Here is an 18,608-nt window from a genome sequence, read left to right as displayed (position 1 = left end):
CAGACACGGCCTAGCCGGCACACTTGCCGGGTGACCAGCAACCAGGACCCTGCCGAGGCCATCCGCTTCCATGCGGCGACCAAGTACCACGTTCTCGACGACACCAGTCCTGGCGACGAGCGCATCGGGATCGGCGACCCGGCGCACGACGTCGAGGCGATCTGGCAGAAGGACTGGGCGATCAAGCCCACGCTCTACAAGATCTACGAGACCCTCCCGCCGATCGAGCTCACCCGCGCTCTCCCGCAGGCTGGCATCCCGGCGCTGGACTCCATCGCGGCCAGAGGGAACGAGCAGGACTTCGACGCCGTGCCCGATCGGGCACTGCTCGCGCGGCTGGGGTTGCTGACGAACGGGTCGATCGAACGGTCCCACACCACCCGCGACGGCCGGGTGCACAGTTATCGCACCGCCGGCGGCACCGGGGCGCAGTATCACCTCGAGCTCTACTTCGTCTGCGGCGACCTCCAGGATCTCGAGGCCGGCGTCTACCACTACGCCGCGCACGACCACAGCCTCCGCCAGCTGCGGAGCGGTGACTTCCGAGCCGCGCTCGTCGAAGCCACCGGCAACGAGCCCGCCGTGGCGGCCGCACCTGTCGTCCTGGCGCTGACGAGCACGTTCTGGCGCAACGCCTGGCGCTACCGCGAGCGCGCCTATCGCCACACGTACTGGGACGCCGGCACCTCCCTCAGCCACATCCTGTCGGTCGCCGCCTCGTCGAAGATCAAGAGCAAGCTCGTCTTCGGCTACGCCGACGACCTGGTCAACGACCTGCTCGACCTCGACAGCAAACGCGAGGCCACCGTCGCGCTGGTCACCCTCGGCGGCGGCAGCGAGAACGACGGCCCGCCCACCGCGCCCACGATCGGCAAGCTCGACCACAAGACCACCCGGCTCTCGCACGCCGAGGTCACGTTCCACGCCATCACAGACCTGCACCAGGCCTCCTCGCTCGAGACCGGTGCCGACGCGGCCGAGTGGCGGTCCAAGGCGTGGCAACGGGAGCTGGCCGAGCCCACCGGCAAGCTCACCACGCTGCAACCCATGCAGGGCGAGCTGGACGCACGCCCGATCGAGCAGCTCGTCTTCCGGCGCAGGTCCACCCGCAACTACGACACGGACAACCCGATCCCGTTCGACAAGTTCTCCACCCTCCTGCAGCGCTCGACGCAGGGCGTCGCCTCGGACGCGTTCGTCCCCGGCCACCCGCTCACCGATCTCTACCTGATCGTCAACGCCGTCGAGGGCCTCGCACCCGGCGTCTACCTGCACCACCCGACCAGGAACGCCGTCGAGCTGGTACGCGAGGGCACCTTCCGCGACCAGGCCACCCGCATCGCCGCGATCCAGCAGTACGCCGGCGACGCCCACGTCAACCTCTACTACCTCGCCGAACTCCCAGCCCTGCTGGAAAGGTACGGCCCACGCGGCTACCGGCTCGCCCAGCTCGAGGGCGCCCTGCACGCCGGCAAGCTGCATCTCGGGACGCACGCGGTCGGGCTTGGCGCGGTCGGCTCGACCTCGTTCGACGACGAGGTGATCGAGTTCTTCTCCCCCCACGCCGCGGGCAAGGACTACCTGTTCGTCACGGTCTTCGGCCAGCGCCGGAAGAAGCAGGCGTGAGCACCTTCCAGAGCGACGATGCGGTCATCGCGTACGACGACCACGGCACCGGCGACGTCCTGCTCCTCATCCACGGGCATCCGTTCAACCGGTCCATGTGGCGGCCGCAGGTCGCAGTGCTCTCGGCGGGTTGGCGGGTTGTCACGTCGGACCTGCGCGGGTACGGCGAGTCCACCGTGATCCCCGGCCGCACGACGCTCGACGTCCTCGCCGCCGACCAGGCGCGGCTGCTGGACCACCTCGGCGTCGACCGGGCGGTCATCGTCGGGCTGTCGATGGGCGGGCAGATCGCGATGGACTTCTATCGCCAGTTTCCTCAACGTACGCGGGCGTTGGTGTTCGCCGACACGTTCGCAGAGGGGGAGACGCCGGAGGGGAAGGTGCGGCGCAACTCGATCGCCGACCGACTGCAGCGCGAGGGCATGGCGACGTACGCCGACGAGGAGCTGCCGAAGATGGTGTCGCAGTCCACCATCGCCAAGCGGCCGGACGTCGCCGCGCACGTGCTCGACATGATGCGCCGGTCGCCGGCCGAGGGTGCGGCGGCCGCGCTGCGCGGAAGAGCCGAGCGGCCGGACTACGTCGAGCTGCTCGGGCAGGTAGACGTCCCGGCGCTCGTCGTCGTGGGTCGCGACGACACGTACACGCCGGTCGCCGTGGCCGAGTCCCTGCACGAACGGCTGCGCGAGTCGACGCTGGTCGTCGTGGAGGACACCGGCCACATGCCCAACCTGGAAAGGCCGGACGCGTTCAACGACGCGCTCGGCGCCTTCCTACGGCAGGTGTCCGACCGGAAATAGCATCATCGGGATCGACGACGCTGGCAGTTCGAGCAGGGCTGCCAGCCGCTCGTCGTGAAACCCGGACACCGCACAGCAGGCGAGGCCGAGCGCGGTGCCGACCAGGTAGAGGTTCTGAACGGCGATGCCCGCGTCGACGTGCAGCGTACGGAAGTGGCGCGGCGGGTACTTCGCCAACGCCACATCGAGATGAGCGGCCAGGGCCAGCGAAACCGGCGCCCGCGCGGCGAACTCGGGTTGCACATAGGCAGAGCCGAGCGCCCCGAGATCGGAGCCGCCGGGCACGAGCGCATGCTCCACCGGGTCATAGGCATACACGCCAGCGGCGAGGTCCTCGGCGTCCCGCGCCAGCACGTAGGTGGTGAGGGAGCGGAGGCCACCGGCGCTCGGCGCGAGCGAGAGCGGATGCGCCGGGTCGTCGTACGCGGCGACCGTCCGGCTGACACCGACGGACAACCGGAGCAGGGTGCTCAGCGCACCCAGCTCCAGGGGTCGTGGGGCGAAGGCGTAGTGCGATCTCCGACTCCACAGGGCGTCGGTCAGGGACGGCGCCAAGGACGTCGCAGGCTCGGGGAGCCTCATGACGACACGCGCCAGCCACGTGCCGACTGCTGCGCCCTCCACATCGCGGCGTAGCGGCCGTTCGCGGCGAGCAACGCCCCATGCGTCCCGCGCTCGGCGATCGACCCGCCATCCAGCACGACGATCTGGTCCGCTCCGACGACAGTCGACAGCCGGTGCGCGATCACGACGACGGTCTTCCGCTCCACCAGCCGGTCGATCGCCGCCTGGACGGCCGTCTCGCTCTCCGCATCCAATGACGCCGTCGGCTCGTCCAGCACCACGATCGGCGCGTCCTTCAGCAACGCCCGCGCCAACGAGATGCGCTGCCGTTCGCCACCCGACAATGACGAACCGATCTCGCCAACCCTCGTCAGGTATCCCTGTGGCAGCGCGGAGACGAAGTCGTGGCAGTTCGCCGAACGTGCCGCCGCCATGATCTCGTCCGGCGATGCGCCCGGCCGGCCCATCGCGATGTTCGCCGCGATCGTGTCGTCGAACAGATACACGTCCTGGAACACGACCGAGACGAGTTTCGTCAATTCCGTAGGGTCGATCGATCGCACGTCGACGCCACCGACACGCACCGAGCCGGCCTGCGGATCGGCGAACCGCGTCACCAACCGCGCCAGCGTCGTCTTGCCGCCGCCGGACGATCCGACCAACGCCGTCAGGCTGCGCTCCGGCACCACCAGCGACACGTCCCGCAGCACTGGCCGCACCGAGTCGAGGTAGCCGAACGTCACGCGGTCGAACGAGATCTCCGCCCCCACAGGCGAAACGGGCCGCGGCGGCAACGGCAACGAAGGCGCGGCCAACACGTCGGCGACTCGTGCGACGCCGGCCTGCGCGTACTCGAACGCCAACGTCATCGCGGTCGCCGTCACCAACGGCTCCGCGAATCGCACCGCCGCCGCGACGACCGCGATCAGCGCCAACGGCGACAGCTCGCCGCCCACGACCAGGAACGTGCCGAACGCCGCCAGCCCGACGACCCCCAGCTGCACCACGGACGCCGCCAGGATGCTCGGCGCCGTGATCCCGCGCTGCGTCGAGGACTGCGCCTCGTCCTGGTGCTCGAACGCCTCCCGCAGCCGCGTCGCCGCAGGCCCCACCTGCCCGGTCGCGCGGAACACCGGTAGCCCCTGGACGTACTCCACGATCCGGCTCGCCGCGACACCGTCGGACTCCGTCGACCGCGCGTACCCCGTTCCGGCGACCGACCGCAGCCGGCGGACGAACGGGATCGCGAACGGGATCGTCACCAGCAGCACCACAGCGAGCCGCCAGTCCACGAGCACGATCACGAACACCAGCACCGCGGGCACCGCCACGAACTGCAACACCAGCGTCGCCACCGCGCTGATCGCCATCACCGCGTCGACGACGTTGCTCCCGATCACCGATGCCAGATCGCCGGCCGCCTTGCGCTGGAGCAGCTCGAACGGCATCGACCGCAGTCGCCGCCCGAGCCGCAGCCGGAGCTCCTCGATCACCAAGGCGAAACTGTCGAACGAGAACGTCAGCTCCTTGCGCCGCAGCAAGCTCTCGACGACGACCAGGATCGTCAACAACGTCAGCAACAGGCTGGTCTTCGCCGACTCGAACGGTCGCGCTCCAATGCTGGCCAGCAACGGAATCAGCAACGCGTACGAGGCCGCCTGCACCACCGACGCCGCCAGCGACCAGCCCAGCGACGACCGCAGCAGCGGCCAGTTCGGCCCGGTCAGCTGCTTCAGCGTTCCCACGGTGCTCATCGGCGTCCACCCAGCTGCCAGTCCTGCGCTCGTTCGGCGTGCCGCCACATCCGCGCGTACAACCCACCGGCGGCGAGGAGCTCAGGATGCTTGCCCCGTTCGACGATCCGGCCGCGGTCGAGCACCGCGATCTGGTCCGCGCCGACCACCGAAGCCAACCGGTGCGCGATCACCAGCACGGTCTTGCCGGAGGCGAGCTCGGCCACCGCGTCCTGGATCAGCGCCTCGTTCTCCGGGTCCGCGAACGCCGTCGCCTCGTCCAGCACGACGATCGGCGCGTCGGCGAGGATCGCCCGGGCCAGAGCGATCCGCTGCCGCTGCCCGCCGGACAGTCGGCCGCCGCGTTCGCCGACCACCGTCTCGTAGCCAAGCGGCAGCTCGTGCACCACGAAGTCGTGCACGCGCGCCGCCTTCGCCGCGGCCTGCACCTCGGCGTCGGTCGCGGTCGGACGGGCCAGCCGGATGTTCGCGGCCACCGTGTCCGAGGCGAGGAACGGCTCCTGGAACACCAACGCCAGATGGCGAAGCAGCTCCTGCGAGTCGATCTCGCGTACGTCCACGCCGCCGACCCGCACCGAGCCCGCGGCCACGTCCCAGAACCGCGCGACCAGCCGCGTGATCGTCGACTTGCCGGAGCCAGAAGGGCCGACGAGCGCGCACACCGTTCCCGCCGGGATGTCCAGGTCGATGCTGTCGAGCGCGACCGCACCCGATCCATAGCCGAATCGCACGCCACGGAAGGTGATCGAGGCGTCAACCGGAGGTTGCGGGTGCAGCGGCTCGAGCATCGGCGGGATCGCGAGCAGCGAGGCGATCCGTACGGCCGCCGCCCGCGACTCCGCTACGTAGTGGTTGAGCCACATCAGCGGCGTCACGCCCTCGACGACCGAGGTCCCGATCACCAGGAACACCAACAGCTGCGCGACATCCAGCGTGCCCTGTCCGACCAACAGGCTGCCGACGATGAGGATCGCCAGCAGCGTCGGCAGGGGAGCGATGAACGTCCGCGTGAGCAGAGCCGGCGTACGCGAGGTCGCGTTCCACTCGTCGATCGCCTTGGTGAAGTCCGACACCCGCCACTGGAACCGCGAGAACGTCGTGCTGCCGTCGTCGAACGTCCGCACGACCGGCATCCCCTGCGCGAACTCGACCACGGCCGCGTTGACCGCCTCGTTCGCGGAGTCGTACCGCCGTCGCTGCTCGGGGTGGTCCCGAGCGGCCAGCCACATCGTGAACATCGTCAGGGGAACGGCCGCCAGCGCGGCCAACGTGAGCCGCCAGTCCGTCGCGAACATCACCACGGTCGCGGCGACCGGCGTCGCGATGGCTACGCCCGCCAACGGCGTCGCGTCCGCCACCAGTCCGTGCAGCGCGCGAACGTCGTCCTGCACGATCTTCTTCACCGCACCGCTGCCGAGCCGCTGCACCTCACCGAGCGGCAGCCGCGCGAGATGCTCGGTCAGGTCCGACCGCAACAACTCTTCGAGCTCGTACGAGGCCAGATGGGAGATGCGGAACGACCAAGCCCGCAAGGCGAATCGCACCAGGGTGGCAGCCAGTGCCGCCACGAGCAGCCACACCATCGCGCCGCGATCGTCGGGCGTCTGCAGCAGCGCGCGTAGGCTCAGGGCGAGGAACGTGAAGCCCACGACGCCGAGCACGCCACCGAGCGCCGCCGCCACGATGGCGGCCGCCAGCTGACTCCGGACCGGTGCGAGCACCAGCCGGAGTGCCGCGGATTCAGACACTTCGGACACTTCGGACATGGCGTTGATCATCATTCCATCGGCACGACGCTCAGAACGCGTCGGGGTGCAGATCCTTCGCGAGTTGCTCGAGCCCAGGGAACGACCGCAGCGCGCCGGAGAACGTCGCCTCCGCCGTGGCGATCATCCGCCCGTTCTTGACCGCCGCTGTGTTGGCGAACGCCGCACGCAGGAACGCCTCGGAGTCCCGCCGCGACGCGTCGTCCAGGTAGGTGAAGACGATCGCGTCCGGGTTCTTCTTCGCCACCACCTCGGCCGAGATCTGCCCGTAGTACTCGCCCTTCGGCAGCTCGCTCTGCTGGGTGAGGTTCTCCCCGCCCGCTGTCTGCAGGACGTCGGTGTAGAGGCCGCCGGCGTCGACGTACAGCGCCTTGTCGAACACCGTCACGAGCGCGGTGCGCACTGGCCGTACGCCTGACAACTTTGCCTTGACAGCGTCAAGCCGGCCTTTCGCCTGGTCCGCGAGCGCGGTCGCCTTGTCCGCGACGCCGAAGATCTTGCCGAGGTTCTCGATGTCGGTGTACGCCTGCATGACCTTGCCCTCCAGCTTCTTCCCCTCGCAGAACTGCTGGTTGACGTACACCGGGATCTTCCGCTTCGCGAGGTCCTCGATCGTCGGGAGTCGCTTGCCGTCGAAGTGGTACGGCCCGTCGGCGAGGATCAGGTCGGGCCGCGCCGACAGCAGGACCTCCACCGACGGCTCGGCCTCGGCGAGCACCTGGACCTTCGCGTACTCCTCGGCGTACTCCGGCAGCGGCGGCGAAAGGTTCGTGTTGATCTGGCCGGCCAGCTTGTCCGTCAGGCCGAGGGCGATCATCAGCTCGGTCATCGCAGGGTACGTCGACACCACCCGGCTCGGTGCCTGCGCGAACGACAGCGAGGCCCCGCAGTTCGTCACCGTTGTCGCTTGGCCGGACGTGGTGGGGCTCGCGCTCGGCGCCTCGTCGGGACCGCAGGCAGCGGCCACCGCGAGGACGGAGGCGGTGCCGAGGAACGTACGACGGGAAAGGCTCATGGGCTGATGTCCCTTCGGTCCGGGCTGGTCAGGGGTGCGAAGGCGAGATGGGGGAGTCCGGTGATCGGGTGCGTGCCGCGATGCGCCTGCACGCCGAACACGTCCGCGACGACGTCGGGCGTGAGGACGTCGTGCACCGGGCCGCTGCGTACGACGCGGCCGCCCCGCAGCACGTATAGCCGGTCGCAGTACGTCGCCGCGAGGTTGAGGTCGTGCAGCGCCGCGATCGTGGTGAGCCCGAGCTGGCGGACGAGCTCCAGCAGATCGAGCTGCGCGGAGATGTCGAGGTGGTTGGTCGGCTCGTCCATCACCAGCAGCCGCGTCTGCTGCGCGAGCGCTCGCGCGACGAGTACGCGCTGCTTCTCTCCGCCCGACAGCGTGGCGAACAGCCGCCCGACCTTGTCGGTCATGCCGACGCGTTCCAGCGCCGACCAGACGATCGACTCGTCCTGCGCGTCGTCGCCGGACAGCAGGCTCTTGTGCGGCGTACGTCCCATGAACACGACCTCGAGTACGGACAGGTCGAACTCGCCGGATGCCTCCTGCAGCACGCTCGCGGTGCGCCGCGCGGCCTCGCGCGCCGAGAGCTGGGACCAGAGGTCGTCGTCGCCGAGGTGGACGGTCCCCGTCCGCGGCCGCAGCACGCGGTAGATCGTGCGGAGCAAGGTGGACTTGCCACTCCCGTTCGGCCCGATCAGCCCGACGAGCTCGCCCGGCTCGACGACGAGATCAGCGTCGCTCACGATCGGTACGCCGTCGAGGTCGACCGACACTCCTTCCAGCTTCAGCCGCATCAGTCGACCCGCCTCGAAGGAGAGTTGCGCCGCAGCAGCCAGAGCAGGAACGGCACGCCGAGCACCGCGGTGAGGATGCCGAGCGGCAGCTCCAGCGGGCGGCTGATCGTGCGCGCGCCGATGTCGACGAGCAGCAGGTACGCGCCGCCGAGCAGCGCGCTGAGCGGCAACACCCGGCGGTGGTCCGGTCCGACCAGCAGCCGCACGATGTGCGGGATCATCAGCCCGACGAACCCGACGCCGCCGGCGACCGAGATCACCGTGCCGGTGAGCAGCGCGGAGACGAAGAGCAGCTCGAGCCGGAAGCGGCGCACGTTCGTCCCCAACGACGTCGCGGTCTCCTCGCCCATCAGCAGCAGGTTGAGCCGCCGGCCTTGCAGCACGAGCCACGCGGTGCACAGCAGTACGGTCACCGCGGGGATGCCGAGGTCGGCCCAGCTCGCGTCGGTCAGCGAGCCGAGCAGCCAGAACAGCACGCCGGCGAGCTTGTCCGGCGTCGCGCGGATCTGCAGGTAGCTCGTACCGGCGGCGAGCAGGTAGCCGATCGCGACGCCGGCCAGGACGAGCCGCGTCGGCACGATGCGCCCCGCCCGTTGACCGAGCAGCAGCACCAGCAGCAGCGCGCCGATCGCGCCGAGGAACGCCGCACCCGAGACGCCGAGCCCGCCGATCGCCGCCGAGCCGAGCGTGAGCACGGCGACCGCTCCGAGCGAGGCACCGGACGAGACGCCGAGGATGTACGGGTCCGCGAGCGGGTTGTGCACGACGGCCTGCAGCACGGTGCCGGCGACGGCGAGGCCGGCGCCGACGAGGATCGCGAGCAGCACGCGCGGCGTGCGGAAGTTCCAGACGATGTCGTCGTCGATGGAGTCGGTGCTGTGCCCGGTGACGTGCGTCCACAGGATCTGCCAGACGTCGTCGAGCGGGAGCGACACCGCGCCGACGCTGATGCCGACCACGACGAGACCGGCGAGTGCGACGACGACGCCGGCGACGAGCACGACGTACCCGTAGCCATGAATGAGATGTGGACGGCTCGCCTGACGGGCGAGCCGGAACGGACGTGGAACAGGACTGGTGTCATCGGCTGCCAACCGACCGACCCCTTCCACCTCGACCCCCGGGAGTTACCACCGTAACCCGGCGGACATTGGTACGTTAGTGGAAATAGATTTCGTTATCAACTCCGATAGCCACGGTGGGTCGCCGGAGGGTCGCGGACAGTGAGAGGATTGCGGCGTTATGTCCGGATCGATGCCGCTGCGCGGGAACGCCGTCTTCCGGCGGTTCATGGTCGCCCGCGCGGTCTCGTGGGCGGGCTCGGCCGTCACGCTCGTCGCGCTGCCGATGCTGCTCTACCAACGCACCGGATCGCCCGCGCTCACCGCGTTGCTGACGACGTTGGAAGCGCTGCCGTACCTGCTGTTCGGGCTGCTCGCCGGCGCGTTGGCCGACCGCTGGTCGCGCCGCCGGATCATGGTCGTGACCAGCGTGGTCGACGCGCTTGTGCTGCTGACCGTGCCGCTCGCGTCGGCGTTCGGCGTGCTGTCGACGCCGCAGCTGCTGGTGGTCGCCGTGCTGACCGCGACGATGGCGGTGTTCTTCGACGCGGCCAGCTTCGGCGCGCTGCCGACGATCGTGCCGCGCGCGCAGCTGCCGCAGGCGCAGAGCGCGAGTACGGCGGTGAGCACGGTGATCTCGCTCGCCGGTCCCGCGCTCGGCGGCGGGCTCGCAGCGGTGGCCGGCGCCGCTGAGGCGATGACGGTGAACGCGGTGACGTTCGCGCTCGCCGCTGTCGTACTGGCGCGGTTGCCGCTCGCGTCGGTGCGGGCGGTGTCGGCGCTGCGGAAGTCGACGGTCCGGGCGGACATCATGGAAGGGCTGCGGTTCATCGCGCGGCACCGGCTGGTCCGTTCGCTCACGTTGCTCGGCATCGGCAACAGCGTCACCAGCGGTGCGGTGATCGGCCTGCTCGTCGTCGTGTGCGTCGAACGGCTCGGCCTGCCCAGCGACTCGAGCCAGATCGGCCTGTTCTACGCGGTGAGCGGCTTCGGCGCGCTGCTCGCGACGGTCGCGCTTCCGCTGCTGGCCAAGCGGCTGCCGGTGGGCTGGACGACGCTGTTCGGCCTCGGCGCGAACTGGCTGCTGCTCGTCGCCTGGACGTCCTCGGCCGCGGTCGTTCCGGCGCTCGTCGCGATCGGCCTGTGGCAGCTGACGAACACGTTGGTGATCATCAACGGCATCACCGTACGGATGCAGGTCACGCCGGACGCGCTGCAGGGCCGGGTGAACACGACGGCCCGGATGATCGCGTGGGGCGGCCAGCCACTCGGCGCCGCGCTCGGCGGCGTGCTCGCGGAGGCGTTCGGCGTCCGGGTCGCGCTACTGGTGATGGGCTGTGGAGTGCTGGTCTCGTTCGTGGCCGGCTTCGCGACCCCGTTGCGGGAGCGTTCGCTCACCGTCGAGGAGCCCACCGCCGCGGCGGCCTGAACCGTTCGCGCACGTTCGACGTGTCACCTCGGGGATCACCCTGTGCCCACGAGGGGGACCATGATCGTCTTTCAGAACCGGCTGGCGTTCTGGGCCGGCGTCATCGCGGTCAGCGTCGGGGTCGCTCTCCACCTGCCGATGTACGTGATGGCGCGCGACATGCACTACCACATGGCCGGCATGCCGATGGACTTCTCGATGATCGCCGGCATGGTGCTGATCGTGGTCGGTCTGGGGCTGGCCGCGTTCGGCCTGATCCCGCGCCGCGGGGCCGCCGCTCCGGAGGAGGTCGCGAACGTCCGCGTCCGGGCGATGGACGACGCGCCGATCAAGAAGGCGCACGTCGCGCTGCTGATCGTGATGGCGGCCGCGGTGACGATCGACGTGATGAAGCCGACCACGCTCGCGTTCGTGATCCCCGGCATGACGATGGAGTACGGGCTGCTGTCGCCGCTCAACCCGAGCGGGACGCTGCCGGTGGCCTGGTTCCCGTTCAGCGCGCTGGCCGGCATGGTGATCGGCGCGTTCACCTGGGGTGTGCTCGGCGACCGCATCGGCCGGCGCGCGTCAGTGCTGCTGGCGGCGGTGATGTTCATCGCGACCTCGATCTGCGGTGCGATGCCGAGCTTCTACCTCAACCTGTTCATGTGCTTCATGATGGGCGTCGCCGTCGGCGGGATGCTGCCGATCGCGTTCGCGCTGCTGGCCGAGACGATCCCGGCGCGGCATCGCGGCTGGCTGATGGTGCTGATCGGCGGTGACGTCGCGGGCGCGTACGTGCTCACCTCGTACCTCTCGTCGGTGCTCGAGCCTCGCTTCAGCTGGCGGATCCTGTGGCTGATCGGGCTGCCGACCGGGATCTTCCTGATCCTGCTGAACCGCTGGATCCCGGAGTCGCCGCGGTTCCTGCTCGCGACCGGACGGATCGCCGAGGCGACCGCGGTGATGAGGCGGTTCGGCGCCGAGATCATCACCGCGGCACAGACCGCGGAGGAACGGGCGTCGCAGCTGCAGTCTCGGTTCGGGCAGCTGTTCCAGCATCCGCTCGGCGGCCTGACCGTCGGCGTCGGGTTGTTCGGCGTCGGGTGGGGGCTGGTGAACAACGGGTTCCTGCTCTGGCTGCCGACCAACCTTCGCCAGATGGGCATGGACGTCGGCGCCTCCGACCGGCTGCTGGCGAACTCGGCGCTGATCGGCTTCCCGGTGATCTTCGTGGTGGCGATGCTGTACGGGTTCTGGAGCAGCAAACGCACGATGATCGGCGCGGCGATCGTGACGGCTGGGGCGCTGATCACGTTCACGATCCTGGGGGAGCGGGTCGGCGAGAATCGCCTGCTGCTGCAGGGATTGATCGTCGCTCTGCTGGCCGGGACGTCGGCGATGCTCGCGATGCTGACGCCGTACAGCTCGGAGGTCTATCCGACCCGGATCCGGGCGCGGGGTACGGGGCTCGCCGGCATGGCCGGTCGCACGGGCGGCTTCCTCGGCGTGGGCATCGTGCTCGCGGGACTGGCGCCCCCGACCATCCGCGGCGCGGCCCTGATCGGCGCGATCCCGATCGCGTTGGCGGTCGTCGCGGTGATCCGGTACGGCATCGAGACCCGCCGCCGCCGGCTGGAGGAGATCACGGCTTCGGAGCTCGGGCAGGTGTGAGGCCCACCCGTTCGGCCTCGCGCCACAGCTCGTCCGAGACCTCGGTGGCGAGGCCCTGGACGCTGGCCTCGACCTCGTCCGGATGGCGGGCGCCGACCAGGACCGACGCCACGGCGGGGTGGGTGAACGGGAACTGGATCGCGGCGGCGGCCAGCGGGACGTCGAAGCTTTCGCAGAGCCGCTGCCACGCGGTTGCGGCGGGCGGCGCGTCAGCGGAGGTCAGGATGCCGCCCTGGAAGACACCGGCGGCGATCACGGCGACACCGCGCTCGCCGCACAGCGGCAGGAGGTCGTCGAGGCCGGACTGGTCGAGCAGCGAGTAGCGGCCGGCCAGCAGGACGGCGTCGAGGCCGGGCTCCTCGACCTCGCGGAGATAGCGGGCCGCGACGTCCGCGTGGTTGACGCCGATCGAGACCGCGCCGATCCGTCCGGTGGCGCGCAGGTCGGCCAGCGCGTAGTACGCCTCACCCACCGCGAGCGGGAAGTCCTGCTCGGGATCGTGCACGTGCAGCACGTCGATGCGGTCCAGCCCGAGCCGTTCCAGGCTGTCCTCGATCGACTGTCGCACGGCGGCGTAGGAGTAGTCGTTCTTCGGGCCTACTCCTGGTGGCGGGTCCGCCCAGATCTCCTGGGTGTCCGTCCCGCCCGGCACGAGCAGCCGCCCGACCTTCGTGCTGAGGACGAACTCGTGGCGGGGCTTGGAGCGCAGGACGAGACCGGCGTACGTCTCCGACCGCCCGTACCCGTACACCGGCGCCGTGTCGAACAGCCGCACGCCGAGGTCCCAGGCGCGCTCGATCGTCGCGACCGCCTGCTCCTTCGGCACCGGCGTGAACAGCCCGCCGATCGACGCCAACCCCAGACCCAGCCGGGTCACCGACACCGACGTCCGCCCGAGCGGAACGACCTCCGAAGCATCCATGGAGACGATCCAACCGGACGCCACCGACAGCGCGCCGCTGACAGCTCGAGCTAGCGCGTGAACTTCTTGATCTTCGGGTCCTTCTTGACCTTGTCCGCGTACTTCTGGATCCGGTCCACGAAGCCCTTCGCGTCGAGGTTGCCGGTGAGTAGGACGCCGGTCGCGGCGCTCGCTTCCTCGTACAGCTTGGGATACCACGTTGGGTACATGGAGTTCTCGAGCGGCTCGACCTGCTTGGCGGCCTGCAGTCGCTCGTTCGACGAGACGATGATCGGGTCGCTGGTCTGGTCGCTGTGCGCGTCCGCCACCACGGTCAACGTGTGGGTGAGCTCGGCGAACTGCCGCGCCCCCTCGACGGACATCATGATGCGCAGGAACTCCAAGCCACCAGGGACGTTCTTCGCCTGCGCGGGGATGATGAAGTCCTCGCCGGGGCCGTTGTTGATCGCGGCGAACGGGATCTTGTCGGACTCCGACAGCGAGGGCGTCGGCGCGATCTGCATCTCGAAGTCGGCGGGCACCTGCGACTTCATCTCGTTCTTCAGCCACGAGCCGCACGGGATGATCGCGGCCTTGTGCTTCAGCCACGCCGCCTGTGCCTGGATGTGGGTGAGGCTGGCCGTTCCCGGCAGCAGGAACTTGCGGCTCTTGATCTCCTCCATCGCCTCGGCGACGAGTCGTACGGACTCCTGCTGCCAGGCACCGTCCTCGAGGTTGTCGATGTGCTTCATCACCTCGTTGCCGCCGTGCTTCTGGAACATCGGCATGATCACGCCGAGCATGTAGCCGGGGTGCTGGCCCTGGTACGTCCACAGCGGGATGCTCGCCTTCGCGGTCTCCGCGCCAAGCGCCATTAGGCCGTCCCAGGTCTCGGGGTACTCCCACCCCTTCTCGCGGAACAGCTTGCCGTTGTACCAGATGCCGCCGAGGTTGTAGGCGTAGTTGATGCCGAGCGCCTTGCCCTCGAATGTGAGCGTGCTCGTCGCGCCGGCGAGCAGCGTGTCGCCGACGGTCTTGCCTTCTGTGTCCCAGGCAGGTGCGGCGAGGAGCGGCGCGAGATCGGTCAGCTGCCCCTGGCTCGCGAGCGTGGCCACGGGAACCGGCATGCCGGAGTTGTCGAGCACATCGGGCGGGTTGCCACCGACGAAGCGCGGCTGCATCTGCGTCGCGACGTCCTGGATCCCGGTGTGCTTGACGCTCGCTTCGGGGTAGCGCTTCTTGTACATCGACTCGTGGAACTTCGCGTAGTCGTCGCTGAAGCCACCCTTGAAGATGACGACGTCGAGCGGCGCCTTGGGATCGACGCCGAACGGGTTCTTCGCGTCGCCGTTGGTGGAGCTCACCTTCGGAGCCTGCGGGGCCGGTGCGCCACCCGTGGCGCAAGCCGCGAGCACGAAGGGAGACAGGCCGGCGGCGCCGGCGAGGAACGTGCGCCTGCGCAGTGTCATGGCGCCTAGGTTGTGCCGTGCGTTCCCGCGTTGTAAAGGAATCGGACTAGACCACTTCGCCACCAGCGGTGGTCGCTGCCTGGCTGGCGACCCAGGCGTGGTGGGCGGTCTTCGTACGCTCCCACAGGCGTTCGCGCTCGGCTGGGTCGACATCGTGGAGCGGGAGGTCGAAGACGTCGGCCATCGCGGCGAACCAGTCGGCACTGGTCTCCAACGTACGGACCCTGCGGCCGTCCTTGTCGACCCGATGGAGGGTCAGGCCGCGCAGCTCGTCGTAGCCGTCGGCGTCGCGGCGTTGCACGACGAACGTACGGACGAAGCCCGACTCCGGCGACGTCGACAGCCACTGGTGGCGCTCGGCGAAGTCTTGTGGGGTTGCTGTGGCTGTGCGGAAGTCCATGCCGACGAACGCGCCGCGGTGGTCGTGGTCGAAGCGCCACGCGTTCTGCTCGACCTCCGAGGGCCTCAGCCGGTAGTGGAACGGGCCTTGGTCGTACTCGCCCTCGTTGAGCGGGAGCGGCTCGTGCGGGCCGTCGCCGAGTCCGGCGTCGACCAGCCAGTCGCCGGTCGGGTTGTCGTCGCTCGGCAGGCCGTGCACGGTGAGCGCGAGATGGTTGGCCAACTCCGGTCCCGGCGCGGAGGGGAGGCTGTGGCTCTGGACGCCGGCGCGGTGCCAGACGACGTCGTACCCGAGCGCCTTCAGCAGAACGGAGAACGCGCCGTTGAGGTGGTAGCAGTAGCCACCTCTGTGCCGGCCGATGATGCGGGCCGCGGAGTCGTACGGGTCGATGGTCGTCGGGTGACCGAGCTGGATCTCGATGGCCTCGTACGGAATGCGCTCGACCTGCGCGCGATGGAGGCCACGTAGGCCCTCCACGCTGGGCGTTCCGGGGGCCGAAACGCCAAGCCGGGCGAGATATCCGGCGACATCGAGGGTCGTCATGCGTTTACCGTAGCCGGGCTTGTAGGCTGCTCGGCCTGCGGAAGGGCCGGGAATGATCATCACGCTACGAGCGATGACCGACGTAGAGTTCACGAAGTATCGCGGGCAGACGAGCGCGCACTATGCGGCGGCGCTGCTCGAGTCCGGCGCGTTGGGTGCCGAGGAGGCGCTGCGGTACGCCGAACAGCAGACCGACGAGCTCTTGCCGTACGGGGTCGCGACGTCGGACATGCTGCTGTTCGTGGCGGAGGACGCCTCTGTTCCGGTCGGCTCGATCTGGATCGGCCTGCCCGGCTCCGACGCCGACCACCCGGGCGCCTGGGTGTACGACCTGCACGTGATGCCCGCCCACCAGGGCCGCGGCTACGGTCGCGCGATCATGGAAGCCGGCGAGCGCTCCATGGTCGAGCGGGGTATCACCGAGATCGGTCTCAACGTCTTCGGTCGCAACGCCGCCGCGGTCCGGCTCTACCAGAGCCTGGGGTATCAGGTGACGTCGCAGCAGATGACCAAGCCGCTTTCGCTGCAGGAGCAGAACTACTAGGCCATCCTGTCGTCTATGAAGTTTCGGACGACGATTCTGAGTAGTGGCAAGAACACAACCGGCATCGAGGTGCCGCCGGACGTCGTCGAGGCGCTCGGCAAGGGGAAGCGGCCGCCGGTGCGGGTGACGCTGAACGGCTACACGTACCGCAGCAGCATCGCGGTGATGGGCGGCGCGTACCTGGTCGGCGTGAGCGCCGAGGTCCGGGCTCACGCTGGGGTCGCGGGTGGCGACGAGCTCGACGTGGAGGTCGAGCTCGACACCGAACCGCGTGAGGTCGAGGTGCCGGACGACTTCGCGACCGCGCTGAAGGCGGACAAGGCGGCGAACGAACGGTTCGCCGCCCTGTCCTACAGCCACAAGCGCCGCTGGGTGATGTCGATCGAGGACGCCAAGACCGAGGCCACCCGCCAACGCCGCATCGCCAAAGCCGTGGCGGATATCAGCGCTGGCCGCTAGCAGCTGGCCTGGGTCGGGGGGCCCGTGATCATGAACGTGATCATGAAGCCCAACCGGTCGTATACGCAGGGTTTGCCTTCATGATCACGTTCATGATCACGGACCGGTGGCGGTGGGCCGCGGTTGGGTCGGGGGCACCCTGGTCCCATAGGTTCGGACAAGGGTGCCCCCGACCCAGTCGGCTCGCGTCACGCCAGCCGGGCGGGAGCGACACCAGCGCCGGCCGCCAGCAGGTGGCTCGGGTCGGCGCCCCCGTGATCATGAACGTGATCGTGAAGCCCAACCGGTCGTATACGCAGGGTTTGCCTTCATGATCACGGACCCGGGGGCGGTGGGCCGGGGTTGGGTCGGGGGCACCCTGGTCCCCTAGGTTCGGACAGGGGTGCCCCCGACCCAAGCGGGGCTAGTAGGCGCGGCCGACGTAGGCGAGTACGTCCGGCTCGTCCTCGGAGTCCGGCACGCTGCCGTCCGGGCGGACGAGGCAGCGCACGGTGATGCCGCTCTGGGCGAGTAGCGTCTCGCCCTCGGTGCCGACGACCGCCCACGGGATTCGAGCCCAGCCCGCCGCCGAGGCCTCGACCGACTCGTCGATCGAGGCGACGTCGGCGATCCGGTCGTCGCGAAGCTTCGTCGCCTCCGCGAACAGCGCGGCCTGGTCCTCGTCCATCGCGGCCGCGACCGACGACGCCACCGACGCGAGCGGCTGCGACGTCTTCGTTCCGCCGATCCGGCGCACCACCGTCGCCGAGCCCGCCGCGAGATCGCGCGGCCCGAGCTCGATTCGTACGGGCACGCCCTTCAGCTCCCAGTCCACTGCGCGCCGGCCGAAGCCGGTGTCGACGCGGTCGTCGACCTCGACCCGCACGCCGGCGGCGCGCAGCTCGGCCGCCAAAGCAGAAGCCGCCTCGACCACGCCCTCGCCGGCCTTCGCGACCATCACGACGGCCTGTGTCGCCGCGACCCGCGGCGGCAGCCGCAGCCCCGCGTCGTCACCGTGCACCATGATCAGTCCGCCGAGCATCCGCGTGGCCGCGCCCCACGACGTCGTCCACGCGGTCTGCCGCTGGCTCTCGGCGTCGAGGAACGTGATGTCGAACGCCCGCGCGAAGTTCTGCCCGAGCTCGTGGGAGGTCCCCAGCTGCACGGCCTTGCCGTCGCGCATCATGCCCTCGACCGTCATCGTGTTGACGGCGCCGGCGAACCTTTCGTGCACGGTCTTCCGCCCCGGAACGACCGGGATCGCGAGCACCGACGTCATCAGATCCGCGTACACGTCGTGCAGGATCGTCCTCGCGAACGCGGCGGCGTCCGCCTCAGTCGCGTGGACCGTATGCCCTTCCTGCCAAAGGAATTCGGTCGTACGGAGGAACGGGCGCGGCCGCAGCTCCCAACGGACGACGTTCGCCCACTGGTTGAGCAGCAGCGGCAGATCGCGGTAGCTCTGGACCCACTTCGCCATGTACTCGCCGAAGATCGTCTCGCTGGTGGGGCGGATGACGAGCGGCTCGTCGAGCTGCTTGCCGCCGGCATGGGTGACGACGGCGAGCTCGGGGCTGAAGCCCTCGACGTGCTCGGCCTCGCGCTGCAGGTAGCTCTCCGGAATCAGCAACGGGAAGTACACGTTGCGCGCGCCGACCGCCTTGATCCGCGCGTCCAGCTCGGCCTGCATGCGTTCCCACAGCGCGTACCCATACGGTCGGATGACCATGGTCCCCCGCACCGGGCCGTTGTCGGCCAGCTCGGCCTTCGCGAGCACGTCCTGGTACCAACGCGGAAAGTCGTCCGCCTGCGGGGTGAGTACAGCTGCCATGGGCCGACTCTAGGAGAGTT

Annotated in this window: 16 protein-coding genes; 6 read left to right on the top strand and 10 right to left on the bottom strand. The window is 69.6% G+C overall.

From position 1 onward, the window contains the following. Positions 1–30: 30 nt before the first annotated feature. Positions 31–1,626, top strand: a complete 1,596-nt coding sequence (locus JOD67_RS35800; RefSeq protein ID WP_205122098.1) for a SagB/ThcOx family dehydrogenase — start codon at positions 31–33, stop codon at positions 1,624–1,626. Beyond that, positions 1,623–2,426, top strand: a complete 804-nt coding sequence (locus tag JOD67_RS35795) for an alpha/beta fold hydrolase (protein ID WP_307782671.1) — start codon at positions 1,623–1,625, stop codon at positions 2,424–2,426. Before JOD67_RS35800 ends, JOD67_RS35795 begins: the two co-directional genes overlap by 4 nt. Here the strand turns inward: JOD67_RS35795 and JOD67_RS35790 are convergent. The 6 genes from JOD67_RS35790 to JOD67_RS35765 are packed head-to-tail and all read right to left on the bottom strand — an operon-like array spanning position 2,400 to position 9,413. Next, positions 2,400–3,008, bottom strand: coding sequence for a SagB/ThcOx family dehydrogenase (locus JOD67_RS35790; protein ID WP_205122097.1), 609 nt, complete (start codon positions 3,006–3,008; stop codon positions 2,400–2,402). The two genes, JOD67_RS35795 and JOD67_RS35790, sit on opposite strands and share 27 nt — an antisense overlap. Beyond that, positions 3,005–4,744: an ABC transporter ATP-binding protein gene (locus JOD67_RS35785; RefSeq protein WP_205122096.1), complete on the bottom strand. Its 1,740-nt coding sequence runs from the start codon at positions 4,742–4,744 to the stop codon at positions 3,005–3,007. Before JOD67_RS35785 ends, JOD67_RS35790 begins: the two co-directional genes overlap by 4 nt. After that, positions 4,741–6,510, bottom strand: a complete 1,770-nt coding sequence (locus JOD67_RS35780; protein WP_205122095.1) for an ABC transporter ATP-binding protein — start codon at positions 6,508–6,510, stop codon at positions 4,741–4,743. The genes JOD67_RS35785 and JOD67_RS35780 overlap by 4 nt, the downstream gene beginning before the upstream one ends. Before the next feature lie 31 nt (positions 6,511–6,541). Then, positions 6,542–7,525: an ABC transporter substrate-binding protein gene (locus tag JOD67_RS35775; protein ID WP_205122094.1), complete on the bottom strand. Its 984-nt coding sequence runs from the start codon at positions 7,523–7,525 to the stop codon at positions 6,542–6,544. After that, positions 7,522–8,319, bottom strand: coding sequence for an ABC transporter ATP-binding protein (locus JOD67_RS35770; protein ID WP_205122093.1), 798 nt, complete (start codon positions 8,317–8,319; stop codon positions 7,522–7,524). The genes JOD67_RS35775 and JOD67_RS35770 overlap by 4 nt, the downstream gene beginning before the upstream one ends. Beyond that, the gene (locus JOD67_RS35765; protein ID WP_205122092.1) at positions 8,319–9,413 is read right to left on the bottom strand and encodes a FecCD family ABC transporter permease; all 1,095 of its coding nucleotides are present in this window, start codon (positions 9,411–9,413) and stop codon (positions 8,319–8,321) included. Before JOD67_RS35765 ends, JOD67_RS35770 begins: the two co-directional genes overlap by 1 nt. Before the next feature lie 148 nt (positions 9,414–9,561). On the opposite strand from JOD67_RS35765, the gene JOD67_RS35760 reads away from it, so the two are divergent. Together JOD67_RS35760 and JOD67_RS35755 are read left to right on the top strand one after the other, a co-directional pair. Next, the gene (locus JOD67_RS35760; protein WP_205122091.1) at positions 9,562–10,809 is read left to right on the top strand and encodes an MFS transporter; all 1,248 of its coding nucleotides are present in this window, start codon (positions 9,562–9,564) and stop codon (positions 10,807–10,809) included. A gap of 60 nt (positions 10,810–10,869) precedes the next feature. Next, a complete protein-coding gene (locus JOD67_RS35755; protein ID WP_205122090.1) occupies positions 10,870–12,462 on the top strand; it encodes an MFS transporter in 1,593 nt (530 codons plus the stop codon). On the opposite strand, the gene JOD67_RS35750 is transcribed toward JOD67_RS35755, so the two are convergent. Genes JOD67_RS35750 through JOD67_RS35740 form a run of 3 tightly spaced genes read right to left on the bottom strand, consistent with a single transcriptional unit; the run spans position 12,434 to position 15,775 of the window. Continuing rightward, entirely contained in the window at positions 12,434–13,384 is a 951-nt protein-coding gene (locus JOD67_RS35750) for an aldo/keto reductase (protein WP_205122089.1), read from the bottom strand. The genes JOD67_RS35755 and JOD67_RS35750 overlap by 29 nt on opposite strands. A 50-nt stretch (positions 13,385–13,434) precedes the next feature. Beyond that, positions 13,435–14,832 (bottom strand): N-acetylglucosamine/diacetylchitobiose ABC transporter substrate-binding protein, encoded by a 1,398-nt coding sequence (ngcE, locus tag JOD67_RS35745; RefSeq protein WP_205122088.1) that lies wholly within the window; start codon positions 14,830–14,832, stop codon positions 13,435–13,437. Between the two features lie 46 nt (positions 14,833–14,878). Then, positions 14,879–15,775 carry an arylamine N-acetyltransferase family protein gene (locus tag JOD67_RS35740; RefSeq protein WP_205122087.1) on the bottom strand — a complete coding sequence of 299 codons (897 nt, stop codon included), beginning with the start codon at positions 15,773–15,775 and terminating at the stop codon, positions 14,879–14,881. Between the two features lie 73 nt (positions 15,776–15,848). Between JOD67_RS35740 and JOD67_RS35735 the strand changes: the two genes are divergently transcribed. Further along, the gene (locus tag JOD67_RS35735; protein WP_205122086.1) at positions 15,849–16,319 is read left to right on the top strand and encodes a GNAT family N-acetyltransferase; all 471 of its coding nucleotides are present in this window, start codon (positions 15,849–15,851) and stop codon (positions 16,317–16,319) included. A gap of 15 nt (positions 16,320–16,334) precedes the next feature. Then, positions 16,335–16,778, top strand: coding sequence for a YdeI/OmpD-associated family protein (locus tag JOD67_RS35730; RefSeq protein ID WP_205122085.1), 444 nt, complete (start codon positions 16,335–16,337; stop codon positions 16,776–16,778). A 403-nt stretch (positions 16,779–17,181) separates the two neighbouring features. Here the strand turns inward: JOD67_RS35730 and proS are convergent, their stop codons facing one another. Next, positions 17,182–18,588 carry a proline--tRNA ligase gene (gene proS / locus JOD67_RS35725; protein ID WP_205122084.1) on the bottom strand — a complete coding sequence of 469 codons (1,407 nt, stop codon included), beginning with the start codon at positions 18,586–18,588 and terminating at the stop codon, positions 17,182–17,184. Positions 18,589–18,608 lie beyond the last annotated feature (20 nt).

It is taken from the genome of Tenggerimyces flavus (assembly GCF_016907715.1).
In the GTDB taxonomy this organism is placed as follows: Bacteria; Actinomycetota; Actinomycetes; order Propionibacteriales; family Actinopolymorphaceae; genus Tenggerimyces; species Tenggerimyces flavus.
Note: the sequence above shows the minus strand (reverse complement) of the source record. Positions and strands in the feature narration are given on the sequence as shown.

Coding starts and splice junctions, on each gene's coding strand:
- JOD67_RS35790 (WP_205122097.1), bottom strand. CDS start 3,008: ATGAGGCTCCCCGAGCCTGCGACGTCCTTGGCGCCGTCCCTGACCGAC.
- JOD67_RS35785 (WP_205122096.1), bottom strand. CDS start 4,744: ATGAGCACCGTGGGAACGCTGAAGCAGCTGACCGGGCCGAACTGGCCG.
- JOD67_RS35780 (WP_205122095.1), bottom strand. CDS start 6,510: ATGTCCGAAGTGTCCGAAGTGTCTGAATCCGCGGCACTCCGGCTGGTG.
- JOD67_RS35775 (WP_205122094.1), bottom strand. CDS start 7,525: ATGAGCCTTTCCCGTCGTACGTTCCTCGGCACCGCCTCCGTCCTCGCG.
- JOD67_RS35770 (WP_205122093.1), bottom strand. CDS start 8,319: ATGCGGCTGAAGCTGGAAGGAGTGTCGGTCGACCTCGACGGCGTACCG.
- JOD67_RS35760 (WP_205122091.1), top strand. CDS start 9,562: ATGTCCGGATCGATGCCGCTGCGCGGGAACGCCGTCTTCCGGCGGTTC.
- JOD67_RS35755 (WP_205122090.1), top strand. CDS start 10,870: ATGATCGTCTTTCAGAACCGGCTGGCGTTCTGGGCCGGCGTCATCGCG.
- JOD67_RS35750 (WP_205122089.1), bottom strand. CDS start 13,384: ATGGATGCTTCGGAGGTCGTTCCGCTCGGGCGGACGTCGGTGTCGGTG.
- ngcE (WP_205122088.1), bottom strand. CDS start 14,832: ATGACACTGCGCAGGCGCACGTTCCTCGCCGGCGCCGCCGGCCTGTCT.
- JOD67_RS35740 (WP_205122087.1), bottom strand. CDS start 15,775: ATGACGACCCTCGATGTCGCCGGATATCTCGCCCGGCTTGGCGTTTCG.
- JOD67_RS35735 (WP_205122086.1), top strand. CDS start 15,849: ATGACCGACGTAGAGTTCACGAAGTATCGCGGGCAGACGAGCGCGCAC.
- JOD67_RS35730 (WP_205122085.1), top strand. CDS start 16,335: ATGAAGTTTCGGACGACGATTCTGAGTAGTGGCAAGAACACAACCGGC.
- proS (WP_205122084.1), bottom strand. CDS start 18,588: ATGGCAGCTGTACTCACCCCGCAGGCGGACGACTTTCCGCGTTGGTAC.